Origin of the sequence: Klenkia brasiliensis, from assembly GCF_900100695.1 — a bacterium.
Lineage (GTDB): Bacteria > Actinomycetota > Actinomycetes > Mycobacteriales > Geodermatophilaceae > Klenkia > Klenkia brasiliensis.
Genome location: NZ_FNCF01000002.1, coordinates 817806 through 834849 on the forward strand (window position 1 = coordinate 817806; position 17044 = coordinate 834849).

Consider the following 17044-nt stretch of genomic DNA (forward strand, 5'->3'; position numbering starts at 1 on the left):
CGCTGCGGGGGAATGCCTGGGCCCCGTTCGCTGCTAACCTGGGCGAGTCGGCGATCGCCGGCCACACCTCCCGGGCGGTCCAGCCCGGGGTAGAGCGCATCCGTGCAGACCTCCGCGTCACCGCAGACGCACCCCTCGAGGTCGCCCAGTGAGTCCCGCCCCCGGCGGGCCCGGCACCACACCACGGGACGCGCCCGATCTGCATCGGAGTCCCCCGCTTGTCCTCGATCGACCCTGTCGACACCCCCAGCACCACTCCCGAGATCCCCGCCGCCGAGGCGCCGACCGGCCCCTCGTTCGCCCAGCTCGGCCTCCAGCAGCAGCTGGTCACCGCGCTCGAGCGCCGCGGCATCCGCCATCCCTTCGCCATCCAGACCTCCGCGCTGCCCGACGCCATGGCCGGCCGCGACGTGCTGGGCAAGGCGGCCACCGGGTCGGGCAAGACCCTGGCCTTCGGCCTGCCGATGCTGCACCGGCTCGGCCAGGACGTGCAGCACGGCCGGCGCGCCCCGCGCGGGCTGGTGCTCGTGCCCACCCGTGAGCTCGCCCAGCAGGTGCACGACAACCTCGCCCCGCTGGGCCAGGCCAACGGCGTGCAGTTCGCCGCGGTCTACGGCGGTGCCTCCATGTACCGCCAGATCCAGCAGCTGCGCCGCGGCGTCGACGTCGTCATCGCCACCCCCGGCCGCCTGCAGGACCTGATCAGCCAGGGCGAGTGCACCCTCGCCGACGTCGAGATCGCCATCATCGACGAGGCCGACTTCATGTCCGACCTGGGCTTCCTGCCCGTGGTCAAGGAGCTGCTGGACCAGGTCCGCCCGGACGGCCAGAAGATGCTCTTCTCGGCCACCCTGGACGGCGAGGTCGACACCCTGGTCCGCCGCTACCTCAAGGACCCGGCCCGCCACGAGGTGGTCAAGGCCGCCGACAGCGCGCCCCCGGCCGAGCACCGCGCCTACAGCGTGTCCTTCCCGGACCGGCTCAAGGTCACCGAGCAGCTGGCCGCCCGCCCGGGCCGCACGATCATCTTCGTGCGCACCCAGCACGGGGCCGACCGGCTGGCCACCAACCTGCAGGCCGTGGGCATCAAGGCCGAGCCGATCCACGGCGGTCTGCCGCAGTCGGCCCGCCGCCGTGCGCTCGAGGCGTTCACCGACGCCCGCTCGCCGGTCCTGGTCGCCACCGACGTCGCCGCCCGCGGCATCCACGTCGACGACGTCCAGCTGGTCCTGCACTACGACCCGCCGGCCGACCACAAGACCTACCTGCACCGCTCGGGCCGCACCGCCCGCGCCGGGGCCGCCGGTGTCGTGGTCTCGCTGCTGCTGCCCGACCAGGTCGGCCAGGCCAAGCGCCGGTTCCGGCAGGCCGCGGTGAGCACCGACGTGTCCCGGATCCGCCCGGGTGACGCGCCGATCGCCGAGCTCGTCGCCTCCGGCGTGCACGTCGAGCCGGTCGAGCGCCCCGTGCGCCCGGCCCGCAGCGGTGCCGGCCGCCCGCGCCGGGACGGCGACCGCCGGCCCCCGCGCCGCGACGGCGACCGCCCGGCCCGCTCCTACGGCGACCGCCCGGCGCGCTCGGACCGGCCGTCCTCCGGTGACCGCCCGGCCCGCCCGTCGGGGGAGCGGCCGTCCTACGGCGACCGCCCGGCCCGCTCGGACCGCCCGTCCTACGGCGACCGCCCGGCGCGCTCCGACCGTCCGTCCTACGGCGACCGCCGTCCCGGTGGTCAGCGCCCGCAGGGCGGTACCGGCGGGCGCCCGCAGCGCCCCGCCCGCTCGTACTGAGCTGGACCCGTACTGAGCTGAACGGCAGAAGGGCCCGGCCCCCTCGGGGGGCCGGGCCCTTCTGCGCGCGTGCGGACTAGTCGCGGAAGACCAGGGCGGTGCTGACCTCGCGGACCAGCTCGTCCCACGGGCCGGTCAGCCGGGCGGCGTCCTCGGCCCGCAGCGCGGCGCGGGGGTCGCGCTCGGCGCGGGCCACCGCCTGGCCCAGCGGGGTGCCCGCGCCCAGCAGCTCCTCGACCCGGGCCAGCCCGGCGTACTCGGCGAGGTCGCGCACGCCCTCGACCGCCTGCACCAGCACCGCGTGGTCGACCAGCCCGGCGGCGCCGTCGGCCACCTCGGCGAGCACCTCGGCCACCTCGACCAGGTCGTAGCGGTCCTGGTCCACCGGCAGCGGGGACACGGTGGTCTCCTCGACCTCGGGCCAGGACGCGATGTCGGCCAGGTCGTGCTCCTCGTCGCCCTGCACGAAGGCGGTGAGCTCGGCGGGCGTGCCGAACAGGTAGACCTCGCCGTCGGCGCCCAGGAACCGGGCGGTGTCCTCGACGTAGCAGCGCAGGGTCAGCCCGGCGCCCTCGGGGACGACCACCTCGACGGGCAGGATGCCCACGCCCTCCCAGAAGCCGGCCGCGGCGGCGACGGCGGCCGGGTCGGGGGCCAGCCGGCCCCCGCTGCGGATCGCGCTGGTCGGGGCGACGGCGACCGGCTCGTCGGCGGCGACCACCTCGTCGTCGTCGGCGGTGTCCTCGTCCTCGTCGGCGCCGTCCTCGTCGGCGTCGTCCTCGTCGACCTCGGTCCCGGCCTCCTCGGCGGAGGGGTACTCCGACAGCTCGGCGGTGCCCGCGCCGGTCCAGTCCAGGTGGTCCTCGAGCTCGCCGAGCACGTCCTCCCACAGCTCGTCGACGGCGCCGCCGAGCCGGATCCAGGCGTCCTCGCCGGCCCGTCCGGTGAACGCGTCCAGGCCCAGCCCCAGCAGGGCGACCTCGGGCTTGGCCATCAACTCGGCGAGGGCCTCGAAGGTGGTCTCGTCGTCGTCCTCGTCCGCGTCGTCGTCCGCGTCGTCCTCGTCGTCGTCCTCGGGTGCGGTGTCGCAGCACTCGGCGAGCCGGCCGGTGATGTCGAAGGTGGCGGCCAGCTCCTCGACCGCCCACCGGTCGGGGTTCTCGGCGACCACGTCGTAGACGCCGTCCAGGTCGTAGCGGTGGTCGTCGTCCGGGGTGACGTCGGCGGCGCCCAGGCCCGCCACGACCGGCCAGACCGGGTGGTCGGCGAGGTCGTGGTCGGTGCTGGTGCGGCAGAACGCGGCCAGCGCCCCGGGGGTCGGGAACAGGTGCACCACGGCGGTGCCGTCGACCGACCCGCCGAGGAAGGCCTGCCACTCCTCGCCGTCCTCCTCCCACGGGGGAGCCCACAGGGTGTAGCCCGTGCGGTCGTCGAGGGTGAGGGCGATGGGGACGATGCTGGGCCTGGCCACGCGCCCATCCTGCCTGTCCCGGCCGGGACGGGCCGCGCGGGTCAGCTGCGGGGGGTCCGCCAGAGCGCGGCGACCAGCACCGCGGCGGCCAGCATGACCGCCACCCCGAGCGCCGCGCCGGTGTCGGTGGCCGCGGCGAAGGCCGCCCGCGCGCTGCTGGCCAGCGCGGCGGCGGTGTCGGCGGGCAGCCCGCCGGCGACGTCCAGCGCGCCGCCCAGGGTCTCCGCGGCGCCGGTGCGCGCGGCGTCCAGCCCGGCCGGCAGCACCAGCTGGGAGGTGTACACCCCGGCCAGCACGCTGCCGAACACGGCGACGCCCAGCCCGGTGCCCAGCTCGTAGGCGGTCTCGCTGACCGCGCTGGCCTGGCCGGCCCGCTCGGCGGGCGCCTCGGTGAGGATGGCGTCGTTGGTCAGCGTCTCGGCCAGGCCGGCGCCGGCGGCGACGAGCACGAAGGCCAGGACGACGGTGCTCACCGCCGTCGCGGTGCCGAGGTGGGTGAGGACCGCGAACCCGGCCGCCCCGAGCAGCAGGCCGGCGACGACGAGGACGCGCACCGGGACCCGGCGGGCCAGCGGCACGGCCAGCAGCCCGGCGACGACGGCCGCGGCCAGGCCGGGGACCAGCACCAGGCCGGCCTCCATCGGGCTGCGGCCCAGCACCAGCTGCAGGTACTGCGAGCCGATGAGCAGCAGCCCGCCGAAGGCCGCGATGCTCAGCAGGTTGGCCCCGATCGCGGCGCGGACCACCCGGGAGCGGAACAGCGCCAGGTCCAGCAGGGGGACCGGCCGGCGCAGCTGGCGGCGGACGAAGACGGTGCCGGCGACCAGGCCGAGCACCGCGGCGCCGACCGGCACGGGCGCGAGGGTGGCGGCGGCCAGCTTCTTCACCGCGTAGACCAGCGGCAGCATGGTCGCCAGGGACAGCGCCACGCTGGTCCAGTCCAGGGGCCCGGGCTGCGGGGCGCGCGACTCCGGCAGCAGCAGCGAGCCGGCCACGAGCAGCAGCGCCAGCACCGGCAGGTTGACCAGGAAGACCGAGCCCCACCAGAAGCGCTCGAGCAGGAAGCCGCCGACCACCGGGCCCAGCGCCGCCCCGCCGGAGAACCCGGCGGCCCAGATCGCCACCGCCAGTCGGCGCTGCTGGCGGTCCAGGAACAGGTTGCGCAGCAGGGACAGCGTGGAGGGCATGAGCGCGGCGCCGAACACGCCCTGCAGCGCACGGGCCGCGACGAGCCAGCCGATCGAGGGGGAGAACGCGGCCAGGGCCGACGCGACGCCGAAGCCGGTGGCGCCGACCAGCAGCAGGCGGCGGCGGCCGAACCGGTCACCCAGGGACCCGGCGGTGACCAGCAGGCCGGCCAGCACCAGGGGGTAGACGTCGACGGCCCAGAGGAGGGCGGCGCTGCCCGGGGTCAGGGCGGCCGCGATGGACGGGACGGCGAAGGTGAGCACCGTGCCGTCCACGGCCACCAGCAGCACGGGCAGCATCAGGGCGGCCAGCCCGGCCCACTCCCGGCGTCCGGCCCGGGGCGCGTGCACCGGCGCCGGCGTGGTCGTGCTCATCGTTCCTCGTTCCCTAGTTTCTGCACCGTCTGGTTGGTACAGTAACCCGTCGTGGCGAGGCCGTCGAACAGGGACCGGGTGCTGGACGCCTACGAGACGCTGCTGGTCGAGGGCGCGGGTGCGACCGTCACCCTCGACGCGGTGGCCGAGGCGGCCGCGGTGTCCAAGGGCGGCCTGCTCTACCACTTCCCGAGCAAGGAGGCCCTGGTCGACGGGGTGTGCGACCGGCTCCGGGAGCGGGCCGCCGCGGACGTCGCCCGGCTGCGGGCGGCCCCCGAGGGCCCGGTGGCCTACTGGGTCCGCACGGCCACCAGCGACGCCGTCTCCGGGATCGGGCGCACCTACCAGGCGGTGCTGGGTCTGGCCGGCACCGGCCGGCCGGCCGCCCGCGCGGTGATCGCGGAGGTCGAGCGGGGCTGGACCGCCGCCCTCGAGGAGCTGATCGCCGACCCCGTGGTGGCCCGGGTGGTGCGGCTCGTCGGCGACGGGCTGTACCTGGAGGGCCTCACCGGCCTGCCCGGCGCCGGCGACGACGCGGCGCTGGTCCAGCTGCTGGAGTCCCTCGCCCGCCGTTGACCCGCTGGCCGGCTGCTGGGGACCGGCTCGACCCGCGTCGGCGCCCCTTCCTCCGTGTCGTGACGCGGAGGAAGGGACGCCGCAGTGGGCCGACCCGGCCTGCGGCAGCGGGCGCGGGGGCTCAGACGCCGATTGGGTGCCAGACCGTCTTGGTCTCCAGGAACGGGGTCATCCGGGACAGGCCCGGGTCGCCGGTCCAGTCCGGCTCGTCGGCCGGTGCCCGCAGCACGCGCTTGAGGGTGCCCGCGGCCGAGCGCTCCAGCTCCATGGCCGCCGTCCCCGCGCCGGTGAGGTCGATGCCGTCGACGTCGGCGTGCTCGGCCAGCCAGGGGCCGATCTCGGCCGCGTCACCGGTCAGCAGGTTCGCGACGCCGCCGGGGACGTCGGAGGTGGCCAGCACCTCCGAGAGCGTGATCGCCGGCAGCGGCCGCTGGAGGGAGCTCACCACGACCGCGGTGCAGCCGGTGGCCAGCACCGGGGCGAGCACGCTGACCAGACCCAGCAGCGAGGACCGCTGCGGGGCCAGCACCGCGACCACGCCCGAGGGCTCGGGCACCGAGAAGTCGAAGTAGGGCCCGGCGACGGGGTTGGTGCCGCCGAGCACCGCCGCGAGCTTGTCGGTCCACCCGGCGTACCAGACCCAGCGGTCGACCGCGGCGTCCACCGCGGCCCGCGCCTTCGCCGCCGACAGGCCCTCGCCGGCGGCGACCTCCTCGGCGAACTGGGCCGCGCGGCCCTCCATCACCTCGGCCACCCGGTAGAGCACCTGGCCGCGGTTGTAGGCGGTGGCGCCCGACCAGCCGGCGAACGCGGCGCGCGCGGCCACCACGGCGTCCCGGGCGTCCTTGCGGGAGGCCTTCGCGGCGTTGGCCACGAAGTGCCCGCGCCCGTCGGCGACGGGGTAGGTGCGGCCGGACTCCGAGCGGGGGAACTTCCCGCCGACGTAGAGCTTGTAGGTCTTGCGGACCTCGAGGCGCTCGCTCATCAGGACTCCTTCAGGTACGCGCGCAGGCCGGTGCGGCCACCCTCGCGGCCGTAGCCGGACTGCTTGTAGCCACCGAACGGCGAGGTGGGGTCGAACTGGTTGAAGGTGTTGGCCCACACCACGCCGGCCCGCAGCTGGTCGGCCACCGCGAGGATGCGCGAGCCCTTCTCCGACCAGATGCCGGCCGACAGCCCGTAGGTCGTGTTGTTCGCCTTGGCCACCGCCTCGTCGGGCGTGCGGAAGGTCAGCACCGACAGCACGGGGCCGAACACCTCGTCGCGGGCGATGCGGTGCGCCGGGGTGACGTCGGTGAACACGGTGGGCTTGAACCAGTTGCCGCGCTCGGGCAGCTCGCCGTCGGGCTGCCACACCTGGGCGCCCTCGGCCTCGCCGATGCCCACCAGCTCGCGGATGCGGGCCAGCTGCTCGGGGGAGTTGATCGCCCCGACGTCGGTGTTCTTGTCCAGCGGGTCACCGACCCGCAGCGTGCCGATGCGCCGCTGCAGCGAGGCCACCAGCTCGTCGTGGACCGACTCCTGCACCAGCAGCCGCGACCCGGCGCAGCAGACGTGCCCCTGGTTGAAGAAGATGCCGCGCACGACACCCTCGACGGCCTGGTCGATCGGCGCGTCGTCGAAGACGATGTTGGCCGCCTTGCCGCCCAGCTCCAGGGTGAGGGACTTGCGGGTGCCGGCCACCGAGCGGGCGATCTGCTTGCCGACCTCGGTCGAGCCGGTGAAGGCCACCTTGTCCACGTCGGCGTGCTCCACCACGGCCCGGCCGGTGTCGCCGGCGCCGGTCACGATGTTGACCACGCCCGGCGGCAGGTCGGCCTGCTGGCAGACCTCGGCGAACAGCAGCGCGGTCAGGGGGGTGGTCTCGGCGGGCTTGAGGACGACGGTGTTGCCCGCCGCCAGCGCCGGGGCCACCTTCCACGCCAGCATGAGCAGCGGGAAGTTCCACGGGATGACCTGGCCGGCCACGCCCAGCGGGCGGGGTGCCGGGCCCAGGCCCGCGTGCTCGAGCTTGTCGGCCCAGCCCGCGTGGTAGAAGAAGTGCGCCGCGGCCAGGGGCACGTCGACGTCGCGGGACTCGGTGATCGGCTTGCCGTTGTCCAGGGTCTCCAGGACGGCGAACTCCCGCGCCCGCTCCTGCAGCAGCCGGGCGATGCGGAACAGGTACTTGCCGCGGTCGGCGGGGCGCATCGGGCCCCAGACCCGGGTGAAGGCCTTGCGGGCGGCGCGCACGGCCCTGTCGACGTCGGCGTCGGTGCCGACCGCGACCTCGCCGAGCACCTCCTCGGTGGCCGGGTTGACCGTCTTCAGCGGGGTGCCGCCGCCGTCGGTGAACTCGCCGTCGACGAACAGGCCGTAGTGCGACCGCAGCGTGACGATCGAGCGGGACTCGGGGGCGGGGGCGTACTCGAAGACGGTCATCAGACGACGCTCACGTGGTCGGGGCCGGAGTAGTGGCCGGTGCGGAGCTTCTGCCGCTGCAGGAGCAGGTCGTCGAGGAGGCTGGAGGCACCGAAGCGGAACCACACCGGGTCCAGCCAGTCGGGCCCGGCCACCTCGTTGATCATCACCAGGTGCTTGATCGCATCCTTGGTGGTGCGGATGCCGCCGGCGGGCTTGACGCCGACCTGGGTGCCGGTGGCGGCGCGGAAGTCGCGCACCGCCTCGAGCATGACCAGGCAGACCGGCAGGGTGGCGGCGGGGGAGACCTTGCCGGTGGAGGTCTTGATGAAGTCGCCGCCGGCGAGCATGGCCAGCCAGGAGGCCCGGCGGACGGCGTCGTAGGTGCGCAGCTCGCCGGTCTCCAGGATCACCTTGAGGTGGGCGTCGCCGCAGGCCTCCTTGACCGCCACGACCTCGTCGAACACGTCGAGGTAGCGGCCGGAGAGGAAGGCGCCGCGGTCGATGACCATGTCGATCTCGTCGGCGCCGCCCGCGACGGCGTCGCGGACGTCGGCGAGCTTGACCTCGCGGCTGGCCCGGCCGGAGGGGAACGCGGTGGCCACCGCGGCGGTGTGGATGCCGGTGCCGGCCAGCGCGTCGCGGGCGACGCCGGCCAGGTCGCCGTAGACGCAGACCGCGGCGACCTGCGGGCAGCTGCCGTCGGCGGGGTCGGGCCGGCGGGCCTTGGCGGCCAGCGAGCGGACCCGGCCGGGGGTGTCGGCGCCCTCGAGGGTGGTCAGGTCGACCATCGAGATGGCGGTGTCGATGGCCCACGCCTTCGCCGTCGTCTTGATCGACCGGGTGCCCAGCTGTGCGGCGCGGGCCTCGGCCCCGACCTGGTCCACACCCGGGAGGCCGTGCAGGAAGGCCCGGAACGCGGCGTCGGAGCGGGTGACGTCGGCGAACGCGTCCGGCGCTCCGGGGGCGACCGGGCGGCCCGGTGCGGTGGGGTCGAGCACGTGCGTCATGCCCGGCATTCTCCACGGCGCCGGGCGGCCGCCGGTCCTCAGGCGGCGACGGCTGCGCAGTCCGGGCAGGTCGCGGCCTCGCGGCGGGTGCGCCGCAGGCTGCCCGCGCCGGCCAGCAGCGCCGCCGCACCGGCGAGCAGCGACAGGGCCGCGACCGGTCCGCCGGCCAGCACCCGGCCCAGCAGCGGGACGACGAGGACGGTCCGGCCGAAGCTGCCCCCGGTGAGCGAGACCCGCCACGGGTCGGCCGCCGGGTTGGCGTCGCCCCGCGTGGTCATCGCCGGGCCGTCGGGGGTGTCGGCGACGTCCGCGGCGCGGTGCAGCACGGGCCGGCCGCCGGTCACCTCGAACGGGGCGGGGGGACGGAAGGCGACCACGTCGCCGGTGCGGATGTCGCTGCCGGCCACCGGCACGGTGAGCACCAGCGAGCCGGCCGGGGCGTACGGGGTCATCGACCCGGTGAGCACCGGGACCAGCCGGACGCCGAGCAGGTGGGCCACCACGACCGCGCCGACGAGCGCGAGCTGCACGGCGGTGACGGCGGTGCGGCGGAGGGTCATCCGGTCCTCATCCCAGGGTGCGGTCGGCCGCGGGTCGCGGCACGACGGTGGTGGCGGTGACGGTGACGCCGCTGACGACGCCGCCGAGCTTGACCCGCAGGTGCACGGCGTCGCCGGCGGCGACGAGGCCGGGGGAGGTGTAGGACCCGGCCGTGCGGCCCACGAGCGCGGTCAGGGTCACCGTGGTGGTGGTGCCGGCGCAGGTGTCGGCGGTGGTGTCCCACGCGACCGAGCAGACCGTCGCGGGGGCGCCGCCGACGACCGCGCCGATGGCGACGTCGAGCGAGAGCGTCGCCGGCACCGTCCCGGTGTTGGCCAGGTCGACGTAGCCGGCCTGGGTGGCCACCGTGGTGGACAGCGAGTACGAGGTGCGGTCGGCCGCGACGGACCCGGCGCCGGCGACCAGGGTGAGGCCGCTGCCCCACCGGGCCGTCGAGACCGGGGCCGTCGCGGTGGCCGAGCCCTGCCAGGGCGCCGCCTGGGCGGGCGCGGTGCCGGCCAGCGGTCCGAGCAGGCCCCCCGCCACGACGACGGCGGCGGCGCGCCGGCGCCACCTCCGACGCCGTGACGGGGTCACCGGGCTCAGCCCCCGGTGCGGTCGGTGCCGCCGACCACCGTGTTGCTCACCGACGCGGCGATGCTGCCGGTGGCGCCCTGCAGCGACGTCGAGGCCCCCGAGGCGAAGGTGACCTTGTAGCGCACGTGCTGGGCGTTGCCGGCCCCGGTGGCGATGGAGCCGTGGGCGACCGTCAGCGGGGTGCCGGTCGTGGGGGTGCCCGACGCGAGCACGGTCTGGGTGCCCGAGCAGGTGCTGGCCCCCGAGACCGTGGTCCACGCGACCGAGCAGCTGGTGACGTCGACCTGCAGCGACCCGGCCAGGGCGCCGGTGGCGGTGACCGTCCCGGTGAAGGTGCTGGCGGCCGAGCCGGAGTTGGTCACGTCCACGTAGCGGTAGAAGTAGTCGGCGGGCAGCAGGTTGCCCACCGCGGTGCTGAAGGTCCCGCCGTTGGCGTCGACCATGCCGACCGAGACGCTGCCGGCGGTCAGCCCGCCGGTGGCCGAGGCGGTGGCGCCCCAGCTGGAGAAGGCGCCGGTGCCCACCAGGGCGGCGCCGGCGACGGCGAGGGTCGCGGCACCGGCCAGCCGCCGGCGCCGGCCGTGCCGGGCGCAGTGCGCGGGGGTGTCGGGGTGCTGCGGGTCGGTGGTCACGGGGTCCTCCAGTCGGACGGTCGTTTCTCGGAACGAATCCGTCCCGTTGCACACAACCAACGGGCGCTCGACCGACCTGCCTGAGGGGGTCCACCCCATCGGGTGAGCCGGGCGCCCCACCGGTGGCGGGGGCGGGGGTTCCCGGGGCCGATACCGTGCAGCCGTGCAGCTCACCGTCGTGGACCACCCGATCGCCCGTGCCCGTCTGACCCGCATGCGCGACGAGCGCACCGACAACGCCGCGTTCCGGGCCGCGCTGCGCGACCTGACCGAGCTGCTGGTGTTCGAGGCCACCCGCGAGCTCGCGGTCGAGGAGTACCCGATCACCACCCCGGTGACCGACACCACCGGCTACCGCCTGGCCGCGCCGCCGCTGATCGTCCCGGTCCTGCGCGCCGGGCTGGGGATGGCCGACACCGCGCACTCGCTGCTGCCGGAGTCGCAGATGGGGTTCGTCGGCCTGGCCCGCAACGAGACCACCTTCGAGCCCGAGGCCTACATGGCGTCGCTGCCGGAGTCCCTGGTCGGCCGCGAGGTCTTCGTGCTGGACCCGATGCTGGCCACCGGCGGCTCGCTGGTGCACTGCTGCACGCTGCTGACCGAGCGCGGCTGCACCTCCATCACCGTGCTGTGCGCCCTGGCCGCACCGGAGGGCATCCGCCGGCTGGAGGAGTCGGGCCTGCCGCTGCGGGTGTTCACCGGCAGCATCGACGCCGAGCTCAACGACAACGCCTACATCGTCCCGGGCCTGGGCGACGCCGGCGACCGCCAGTTCGGCGCCGTCTGATGCGCTTCGCCGTCCTCGGCAGCGGCTTCTGGGCCACCGAGGTGCACGCCGCGTCGCTGGCCGCCCACCCCGACGCGGAGCTGGTGGGCATCTGGGGCCGCGACGAGGCCAAGGCGTCGGCCGCCGGCGCCGTCCACGGCGTCCCGGGGACGACCGACCTGGACGCGCTGCTGGCCGACGTCGACGCGGTGAGCATCTCCCTGCCGCCGTCGGTGCAGCCCGACCTCGCCGTCCGCGCGGCGCAGGCCGGCTGCCACCTGCTGCTGGAGAAGCCGGTCGCGCTGTCGGTGGCCGACGCCGACCGGGTGGCCGGTGCGGTCGCCGAGGCCGGCGTCGCGTCGGTGGTCTTCCTGACCTACCGGTTCCGCGACTCCACCGCCGCCTGGCTGGAGCAGGCCGGCCGCTCGACGCTGGCCGGCGGCAGCGTCACCTGGCTGGCCAGCACCTTCGCCTCCGACAGCCCCTTCCGGCACTCCCTGTGGCGGGCCGAGCCGGGCGCACCGCTGTGGGACCTCGGGCCGCACGCCCTCTCCCTGCTCGAGCCCGCGCTCGGGCCGGTGGTGGCCGCGCAGGGCGCCCGGGCGGCCGACGGCACGGTGAACGTGGTGCTCGAGCACGAGGGCGGGGCGACCAGCACGGTCACCGTGTCGGCCACCGCCTCGCCGCTGTCGGCCGGGGAGGAGTTCTGGGTGCACGGCGACGCCGGCCGGTTGGTGCTGCTCCCGGAGACCGGGGCCACCGCCGCCCAGGCGCACGCGGTGGCGGTCACCGAGCTGCAGGCCGCGGCGCTCACCGGAGGCGCGCACCCGTGCGAGGCCGCCTACGGCGCGGCCCAGGTGCGGGTGCTGGCCGCCGCCGAGCGGGCCGTCGCTGCCGGGGCACGCCAGACCGTCTGATGGTCGCGGCCTGGTACCTGCCGCGCGGGCGCATCCGTCGCCGGCGGTGGTGGCTGGGCTACGTGGTGGCCTTCGTCCTGCTGGGCCTGCTGACCACCTGGTTCGATGCCCGCTTCCTCCCCGGCGCCCACCCGCGGGTGCGCGACACCGACGGCTTCGACGTGCTGTGGCCCTTCCCGGACGAGGGCGGCCCGGTCACCACCATCACCGGGCTGGTCCTGCTGATGCCGAACGTGGCCGCGCTGGTGTGCCGGCTGCACGACCGCGACCACTCCGCCTGGTGGTTGCTGTGGTTCCTCGTGCCGCTGGTCGGCTGGCTGGTGCTGGTGGTCACCGTCGGGCTCCTCCGCGGCACCCCGGGGCCGAACCCGTACGGTCAGGACCCGAGGACGTCGGGGGGAGCAGCGTGGACTTCGTGAACTGGTACGTGCGGCGGGGCCGGATCGGCCGCCGGGTCTTCTGGCTGCACTACGTGCTGCCGCTGGCCGTGCTCGGCGTGCTGGCCTTCCTCGCCGACCTGTCCTTCGGCGACACCAACGCCCCCGACGTGCTCGCCGGCCGGGCCACGGTGCTGGAGCTGGGCACGATCAGCTCGGTGGTCGGCTACGCGACGCTGGTGCCCACGCTGAGCGCGCACGCCTGCCGGCTGCACGACCAGGGCCGTTCGGCCTGGTGGCTGCTGCTGAACCTGGTGCCGCTGTTCGGTCAGCTGGTGCTGCTCGGCATCTGCGGCTTCGTGCCCGGCCAGCCGGCGGTCAACCGCTACGGCCCGCCCGAGGCCCAGCTGCCGCCCGCCGGACCCGGCCCGCGGTACGAGCCCGGCCCGGCCGACCGGGCGCCGGACTACCCGCCCTCGGACTGGCGCTGACGGCGCCGGGACCGCACCCGCACCAGCACGAACCCGCCCACCGCCAGCACGGCGACGGCGACCAGCCCGCCGGTGGAGACCCGGCCCAGCAGCTGCTCGGCGGCCGCGCCCAGCGCGACGACGACGGCGGTGGTGACCCCGGCCCACAGCACCGCGCCGGTCCAGTTCGCGACCGCGAAGGTCCGGTAGCGCATGCCCAGCGACCCGGCGAGCGGCCCGCTGAGGATGCGCAGCAGGGCGACGAACCGGCCGAGGAAGACCGCCCACACCCCGTGCCGGTCCATCAGCGCCTGCGCTGCGGCGAGCCGGTCGGGGCCCAGGTGCCGGGGCGAGCGGCGGGCGGCCCAGGCGAAGAGCCGGTCGCCGTACCGGCGGCCCAGCAGGTAGCCGACGCTGTCGCCGACCGCGGCCGAGACCGCCGCGCAGGCCGCCACCGTCACCGGCGACACCACGCCCTGGCCGGCCAGCAGCGCGGCGCCGACCAGCACGGTCTCCCCGGGCAGCGGCACCCCGACGCTCTCGACGCCGACGACCAGCAGCACCGTGGCGTACACGACGAGCGGCGGCAGCCCGTGCAGCCACTCGATCACAGGCCCAGGGCCGCCGACATCTCGTCGCGCAGCCGGGCCAGGTCCGCGTCGCCCTGCGCGCGGGCGGCGGCGACGTCGTCCCCGGTGACCGGGACGACCGACTGCAGGTAGGCCTTGAGCTTGGGCTCGGTACCGCTGGGCCGGACGACGACGCGCACGCCGTCGCCGACCAGCCGCACGCCGTCGACGTCGGGCAGCAGGTCCTCGTGCTCGACCGGCCGGCCCAGCAGCTGCACCGGCGGGGTGGCCCGCAGCCGGGCCATCGCACCGGAGATGAGCGACAGGTCGGTGACCCGGACCGACAGCTGGCCGGTGGCGTGCAGGCCGTGCGCGCGGGCCAGGTCGTCGAGCCGGTCGAGCAGCGTGCGGCCCTCGGCGGCGAGCTCGGCGGCCAGCAGGGCGACGGCGAGGCAGGCGGAGATGCCGTCCTTGTCGTGCGCGACCTGCGGGGTGACCGCGTAGCCCAGCGCCTCCTCGTAGCCGAACACCAGCGGTGCCGCGGCCGAGCCGGCCCGGATGATCCACTTGAACCCGGTGGGGGTCTCCTCGGCGGGCTGGCCGGCCGCGGTGGCCAGTGCACCCAGCAGCGAGCCGCTGACCAGCGAGCGGGCGTAGGTGCCGGCCACGCCGCGGCGCAGCAGCCAGTCGCCCAGCAGGGCGCCGACCTCGTCGCCGGTGAGCTGCCGGCCACCGCACACCACCGAGCACCGGTCGGCGTCGGGGTCCTCGGCCAGCGCGACGTCGGCGCCGACCTCCTCAGCCAGGGCGAGCAGCAGGTCGACCGCGCCGGGCTCCTCCGGGTTCGGGAAGGCCACGGTCGGGAAGTCGGGGTCGGGGTGCTCCTGCTCGGCCACCGCGTGCAGGGGCGCGAACCCGGCGGCGGCGAACACCGCGCGGGTGGTCGCCGTCCCCACGCCGTGCATCGCGGTGGTGGCGATGGTCAACCGCTCGCGGCCGGCCACCCGCCACGGCTCGAGCGCGGCGACGACGGCGGCGACGTAGTCGGCCTCGACGTCGTCGCCGAGGGTCGACCACCCCTCGCCCAGCGGCAGGTCGGCGGCAGGCCCGGCCGCGGCGATCGCGGCCTCGATCTCCCGGTCGGCCGGCGGCACCAGCTGGGCGCCGTCGCCGAGGTAGACCTTGTAGCCGTTGTCCTGCGGCGGGTTGTGGCTGGCGGTCACCATCACCCCGGCGACCGCGCCGCGGTGCCGGACGGCGAAGGACAGCACCGGCGTGGGCAGCGGGCGCGGCAGCACCTCCACGACGAACCCGGCGCCGGTGAGCACCTGTGCGGTGACCCGGGCGAACTCGTCGGAGCGGTGCCGGCCGTCGTAGCCGACCACGACGCCCTCCCCGGCGTGCCCGTGGTCGGCGAGGTAGCGGCCCAGCCCGGCGGCGGCCCGGGCGACCACGGCGGCGTTCATGCCGCCGGGACCGGCGCGCAGGGGACCGCGCAGGCCGGCGGTGCCGAAGGTCAGCGGGCCGGCGAACCGGTCGGCCAGCTCAGCGTCGGCCCGCTCGTCGGCGGCGTCGAGCAGCGCCTGCAGCTCGGCCCGGTCGCCCGGGTGCGGGTCACCGGCGATCCACGCCTGGACGGCCGCCCGGTCGGGCCTCACGGCTGCTGGGCGCGGGCCGCCACCGTGTCGACCGCGAAGTCGGGGCCGGCGTACTCCCCGCCGACCCGGTCGAACTCGACGGTGCCCGGCGTCGGCTCGCCGTGGGCGGCGGTGATGGCCGCGGCGAAGGCCTCGGCGTCGTCGGCGGGCTCGTAGCCCAGGGCGCGGGCGGACGTGAGGTCCCACCAGCCGCGGGTGTTGGCCGAGATGCCCCACACCACGGCGAAGCCGGGGGAGGGCGCGGTGAGCGCGGCGTCGACCAGCCCGACGGTGTCGCCCGGGGACAGCCAGGTGGACAGGTGCCGTGGCGTGCGCGGCTCGGGGAGCGCCGAGCCGATGCGCAGGCAGACGACGTCCAGGTCGTACCGGTCGACGTAGAGCGACCCGAGCGCCTCCATCGTCACCTTCGAGACGCCGTAGTAGGTGTCGGGCCGGGGCTGGGCGTCGGTCTGCGCGTTCTCCACCCGGGGCGACATCCCGGTGGCGTGGTTGCTGCTGGCCAGCACCACCCGCCGCACCCCGGCGCGGCGGGCGGCCTCGAGCGCGACGTAGGTGCCCTCGATGTTGGCGTGCCGGATGGCGTCCCAGGAGGACTCGGTGGCGATGCCGGCCATGTGCACCAGCGCGCCGGCACCCTGCGCCGCGGCGGTGACGGCGTCCAGGTCGGTGGCGTCGGCGACCAGGTGCTCCTCGCCCGGGCGGGGCTCGGCGATCTCCACGACGTCCAGCGAGCGCAGGGCGTGCCCGCGCTCGGGCAGGCCCTCGCGCAGCAGCGTGCCGATGTAGCCGGCGGCGCCGGTCAGCAGGACCGGGCCCCCGGCGCTCACGAGCGGCCGATCAGGTCGACGAGGAACGCGCCCAGCCGGGTGGCGGCGGCCTTGCCCGCGGCGAGCACCTCGTGGTGGTCCAGCGGCTCGCCGGTCATGCCGGCCGCGGCGTTGGTGACCATCGACAGCCCGAAGACCTCCAGGCCCTCGGCCCGGGCCGCGATGGCCTCCAGCGCGGTGCTCATGCCCACCAGGTCGGCGCCCAGCGTGCCGAGCATCCGGATCTCGGCCGGGGTCTCGAAGTGCGGTCCGGGCAGCGCGGCGTAGACGCCCTCGACCAGCGACGGGTCGATCTGCCGGGCCAGCTCGCGCAGCCGGGGGGAGTAGAGGTCGGTCAGGTCGACGAAGCGGGCACCGACCAGCGGGGAGCGGGCGGTGAGGTTGAGGTGGTCGCTGATGACCACGGCCTGGCCGACGGAGTGCTCCGGCGAGAGCCCGCCGGCGGCGTTGGTGAGCAGCACGGTGCGCACGCCGGCCGCGGCCGCCGTCCGTACCCCGTGCACCACGGGCTCGACGCCGCGGCCCTCGTAGAGGTGGGTGCGGCCGAGGAACAGCAGCACCCTGTGGTCGCCGACGGCAACCGAACGGATCTCCCCGCCGTGGCCCTGCACGGTGGGCGCGGCGAAGCCGGGCAGCTCGCCGATGCCGACGCTGGCCAACGTCTCGCCGAACGCGTCGGCGGCCGGTGCCCACCCCGAGCCCATGACGACGGCGGTGTCGTGGCCCTCGCCGAGCGCGGCGACCAGGTCGGCGGCGGCGCGGCGGGCCAGGGCGGCGGGGTCGGACGGGGAGGTCTGGCTGCTGGTCTCGCTCACGGCCGGAACGCTAGCCGAGCCCACCGACGGTCGGTCCTCGTCCGGCGCACCCCCACCGGGGGGCGACACC

At 76.1% G+C, this 17044-nt stretch carries 18 protein-coding genes; 6 read left to right on the forward strand and 12 right to left on the reverse strand.

Annotation, left to right across the window (positions count from 1 at the left end):
- The first annotated feature begins 218 nt into the window (after positions 1-218).
- On the forward strand, positions 219-1787 hold the full coding sequence (locus BLT39_RS08380; protein WP_091061548.1) for a DEAD/DEAH box helicase: 1569 nt from the start codon (positions 219-221) through the stop codon (positions 1785-1787).
- A 76-nt stretch (positions 1788-1863) separates the two neighbouring features.
- Here BLT39_RS08380 and BLT39_RS08385 read toward each other — a convergent pair whose 3' ends face one another.
- Both BLT39_RS08385 and BLT39_RS08390 read right to left on the reverse strand, forming a co-directional pair.
- Positions 1864-3258 (reverse strand): hypothetical protein, encoded by a 1395-nt coding sequence (locus BLT39_RS08385; RefSeq protein WP_091061549.1) that lies wholly within the window; start codon positions 3256-3258, stop codon positions 1864-1866.
- Positions 3259-3299: 41 nt separating this feature from the next.
- Positions 3300-4820, reverse strand: a complete 1521-nt coding sequence (locus BLT39_RS08390; RefSeq protein ID WP_091061551.1) for an MFS transporter — start codon at positions 4818-4820, stop codon at positions 3300-3302.
- Positions 4821-4871: 51 nt separating this feature from the next.
- Between BLT39_RS08390 and BLT39_RS08395 the strand changes: the two genes are divergently transcribed.
- A complete protein-coding gene (locus BLT39_RS08395) occupies positions 4872-5396 on the forward strand; it encodes a TetR/AcrR family transcriptional regulator (protein WP_091061553.1) in 525 nt (174 codons plus the stop codon).
- A 121-nt stretch (positions 5397-5517) separates the two neighbouring features.
- On the opposite strand, the gene BLT39_RS08400 is transcribed toward BLT39_RS08395, so the two are convergent.
- From BLT39_RS08400 to BLT39_RS22710, 6 genes are read right to left on the reverse strand one after another with little or no spacing between them, the layout of a single operon-like run.
- Entirely contained in the window at positions 5518-6381 is an 864-nt protein-coding gene (locus BLT39_RS08400) for an aldehyde dehydrogenase family protein (protein WP_091061555.1), read from the reverse strand.
- Positions 6381-7817 carry an aldehyde dehydrogenase family protein gene (locus BLT39_RS08405; protein WP_091061557.1) on the reverse strand — a complete coding sequence of 479 codons (1437 nt, stop codon included), beginning with the start codon at positions 7815-7817 and terminating at the stop codon, positions 6381-6383. The genes BLT39_RS08400 and BLT39_RS08405 overlap by 1 nt, the downstream gene beginning before the upstream one ends.
- On the reverse strand, positions 7817-8806 hold the full coding sequence (gene deoC / locus BLT39_RS08410; protein ID WP_091061885.1) for a deoxyribose-phosphate aldolase: 990 nt from the start codon (positions 8804-8806) through the stop codon (positions 7817-7819). Before deoC ends, BLT39_RS08405 begins: the two co-directional genes overlap by 1 nt.
- 38 nt (positions 8807-8844) lie before the next feature.
- On the reverse strand, positions 8845-9366 hold the full coding sequence (locus tag BLT39_RS08415) for a signal peptidase I (RefSeq protein WP_091061559.1): 522 nt from the start codon (positions 9364-9366) through the stop codon (positions 8845-8847).
- A gap of 7 nt (positions 9367-9373) precedes the next feature.
- Positions 9374-9943: a hypothetical protein gene (locus BLT39_RS08420; protein WP_131801434.1), complete on the reverse strand. Its 570-nt coding sequence runs from the start codon at positions 9941-9943 to the stop codon at positions 9374-9376.
- Between the two features lie 5 nt (positions 9944-9948).
- Positions 9949-10575, reverse strand: a complete 627-nt coding sequence (locus BLT39_RS22710) for a hypothetical protein (protein WP_091061563.1) — start codon at positions 10573-10575, stop codon at positions 9949-9951.
- A gap of 163 nt (positions 10576-10738) precedes the next feature.
- Between BLT39_RS22710 and upp the strand changes: the two genes are divergently transcribed.
- The 4 genes from upp to BLT39_RS08445 are packed head-to-tail and all read left to right on the forward strand — an operon-like array spanning position 10739 to position 13126.
- Positions 10739-11362: a uracil phosphoribosyltransferase gene (gene upp, locus BLT39_RS08430; RefSeq protein WP_091061564.1), complete on the forward strand. Its 624-nt coding sequence runs from the start codon at positions 10739-10741 to the stop codon at positions 11360-11362.
- On the forward strand, positions 11362-12258 hold the full coding sequence (locus BLT39_RS08435; protein ID WP_091061566.1) for a Gfo/Idh/MocA family protein: 897 nt from the start codon (positions 11362-11364) through the stop codon (positions 12256-12258). The genes upp and BLT39_RS08435 overlap by 1 nt, the downstream gene beginning before the upstream one ends.
- Positions 12258-12677, forward strand: a complete 420-nt coding sequence (locus tag BLT39_RS08440) for a DUF805 domain-containing protein (protein WP_091061569.1) — start codon at positions 12258-12260, stop codon at positions 12675-12677. Before BLT39_RS08435 ends, BLT39_RS08440 begins: the two co-directional genes overlap by 1 nt.
- Positions 12665-13126 carry a DUF805 domain-containing protein gene (locus BLT39_RS08445; RefSeq protein WP_165640197.1) on the forward strand — a complete coding sequence of 154 codons (462 nt, stop codon included), beginning with the start codon at positions 12665-12667 and terminating at the stop codon, positions 13124-13126. The genes BLT39_RS08440 and BLT39_RS08445 overlap by 13 nt, the downstream gene beginning before the upstream one ends.
- On the opposite strand, the gene BLT39_RS08450 is transcribed toward BLT39_RS08445, so the two are convergent.
- From BLT39_RS08450 to BLT39_RS08465, 4 genes are read right to left on the reverse strand one after another with little or no spacing between them, the layout of a single operon-like run.
- A complete protein-coding gene (locus BLT39_RS08450) occupies positions 13102-13716 on the reverse strand; it encodes a DedA family protein (RefSeq protein WP_207507715.1) in 615 nt (204 codons plus the stop codon). The genes BLT39_RS08445 and BLT39_RS08450 overlap by 25 nt on opposite strands.
- A complete protein-coding gene (locus tag BLT39_RS08455) occupies positions 13713-15332 on the reverse strand; it encodes a phospho-sugar mutase (RefSeq protein WP_091061573.1) in 1620 nt (539 codons plus the stop codon). Before BLT39_RS08455 ends, BLT39_RS08450 begins: the two co-directional genes overlap by 4 nt.
- Positions 15329-16159, reverse strand: a complete 831-nt coding sequence (locus BLT39_RS08460; RefSeq protein WP_091061575.1) for an NAD-dependent epimerase/dehydratase family protein — start codon at positions 16157-16159, stop codon at positions 15329-15331. Before BLT39_RS08460 ends, BLT39_RS08455 begins: the two co-directional genes overlap by 4 nt.
- A complete protein-coding gene (locus BLT39_RS08465; protein WP_091061578.1) occupies positions 16156-16974 on the reverse strand; it encodes a purine-nucleoside phosphorylase in 819 nt (272 codons plus the stop codon). The genes BLT39_RS08460 and BLT39_RS08465 overlap by 4 nt, the downstream gene beginning before the upstream one ends.
- Positions 16975-17044: the final 70 nt, after the last annotated feature.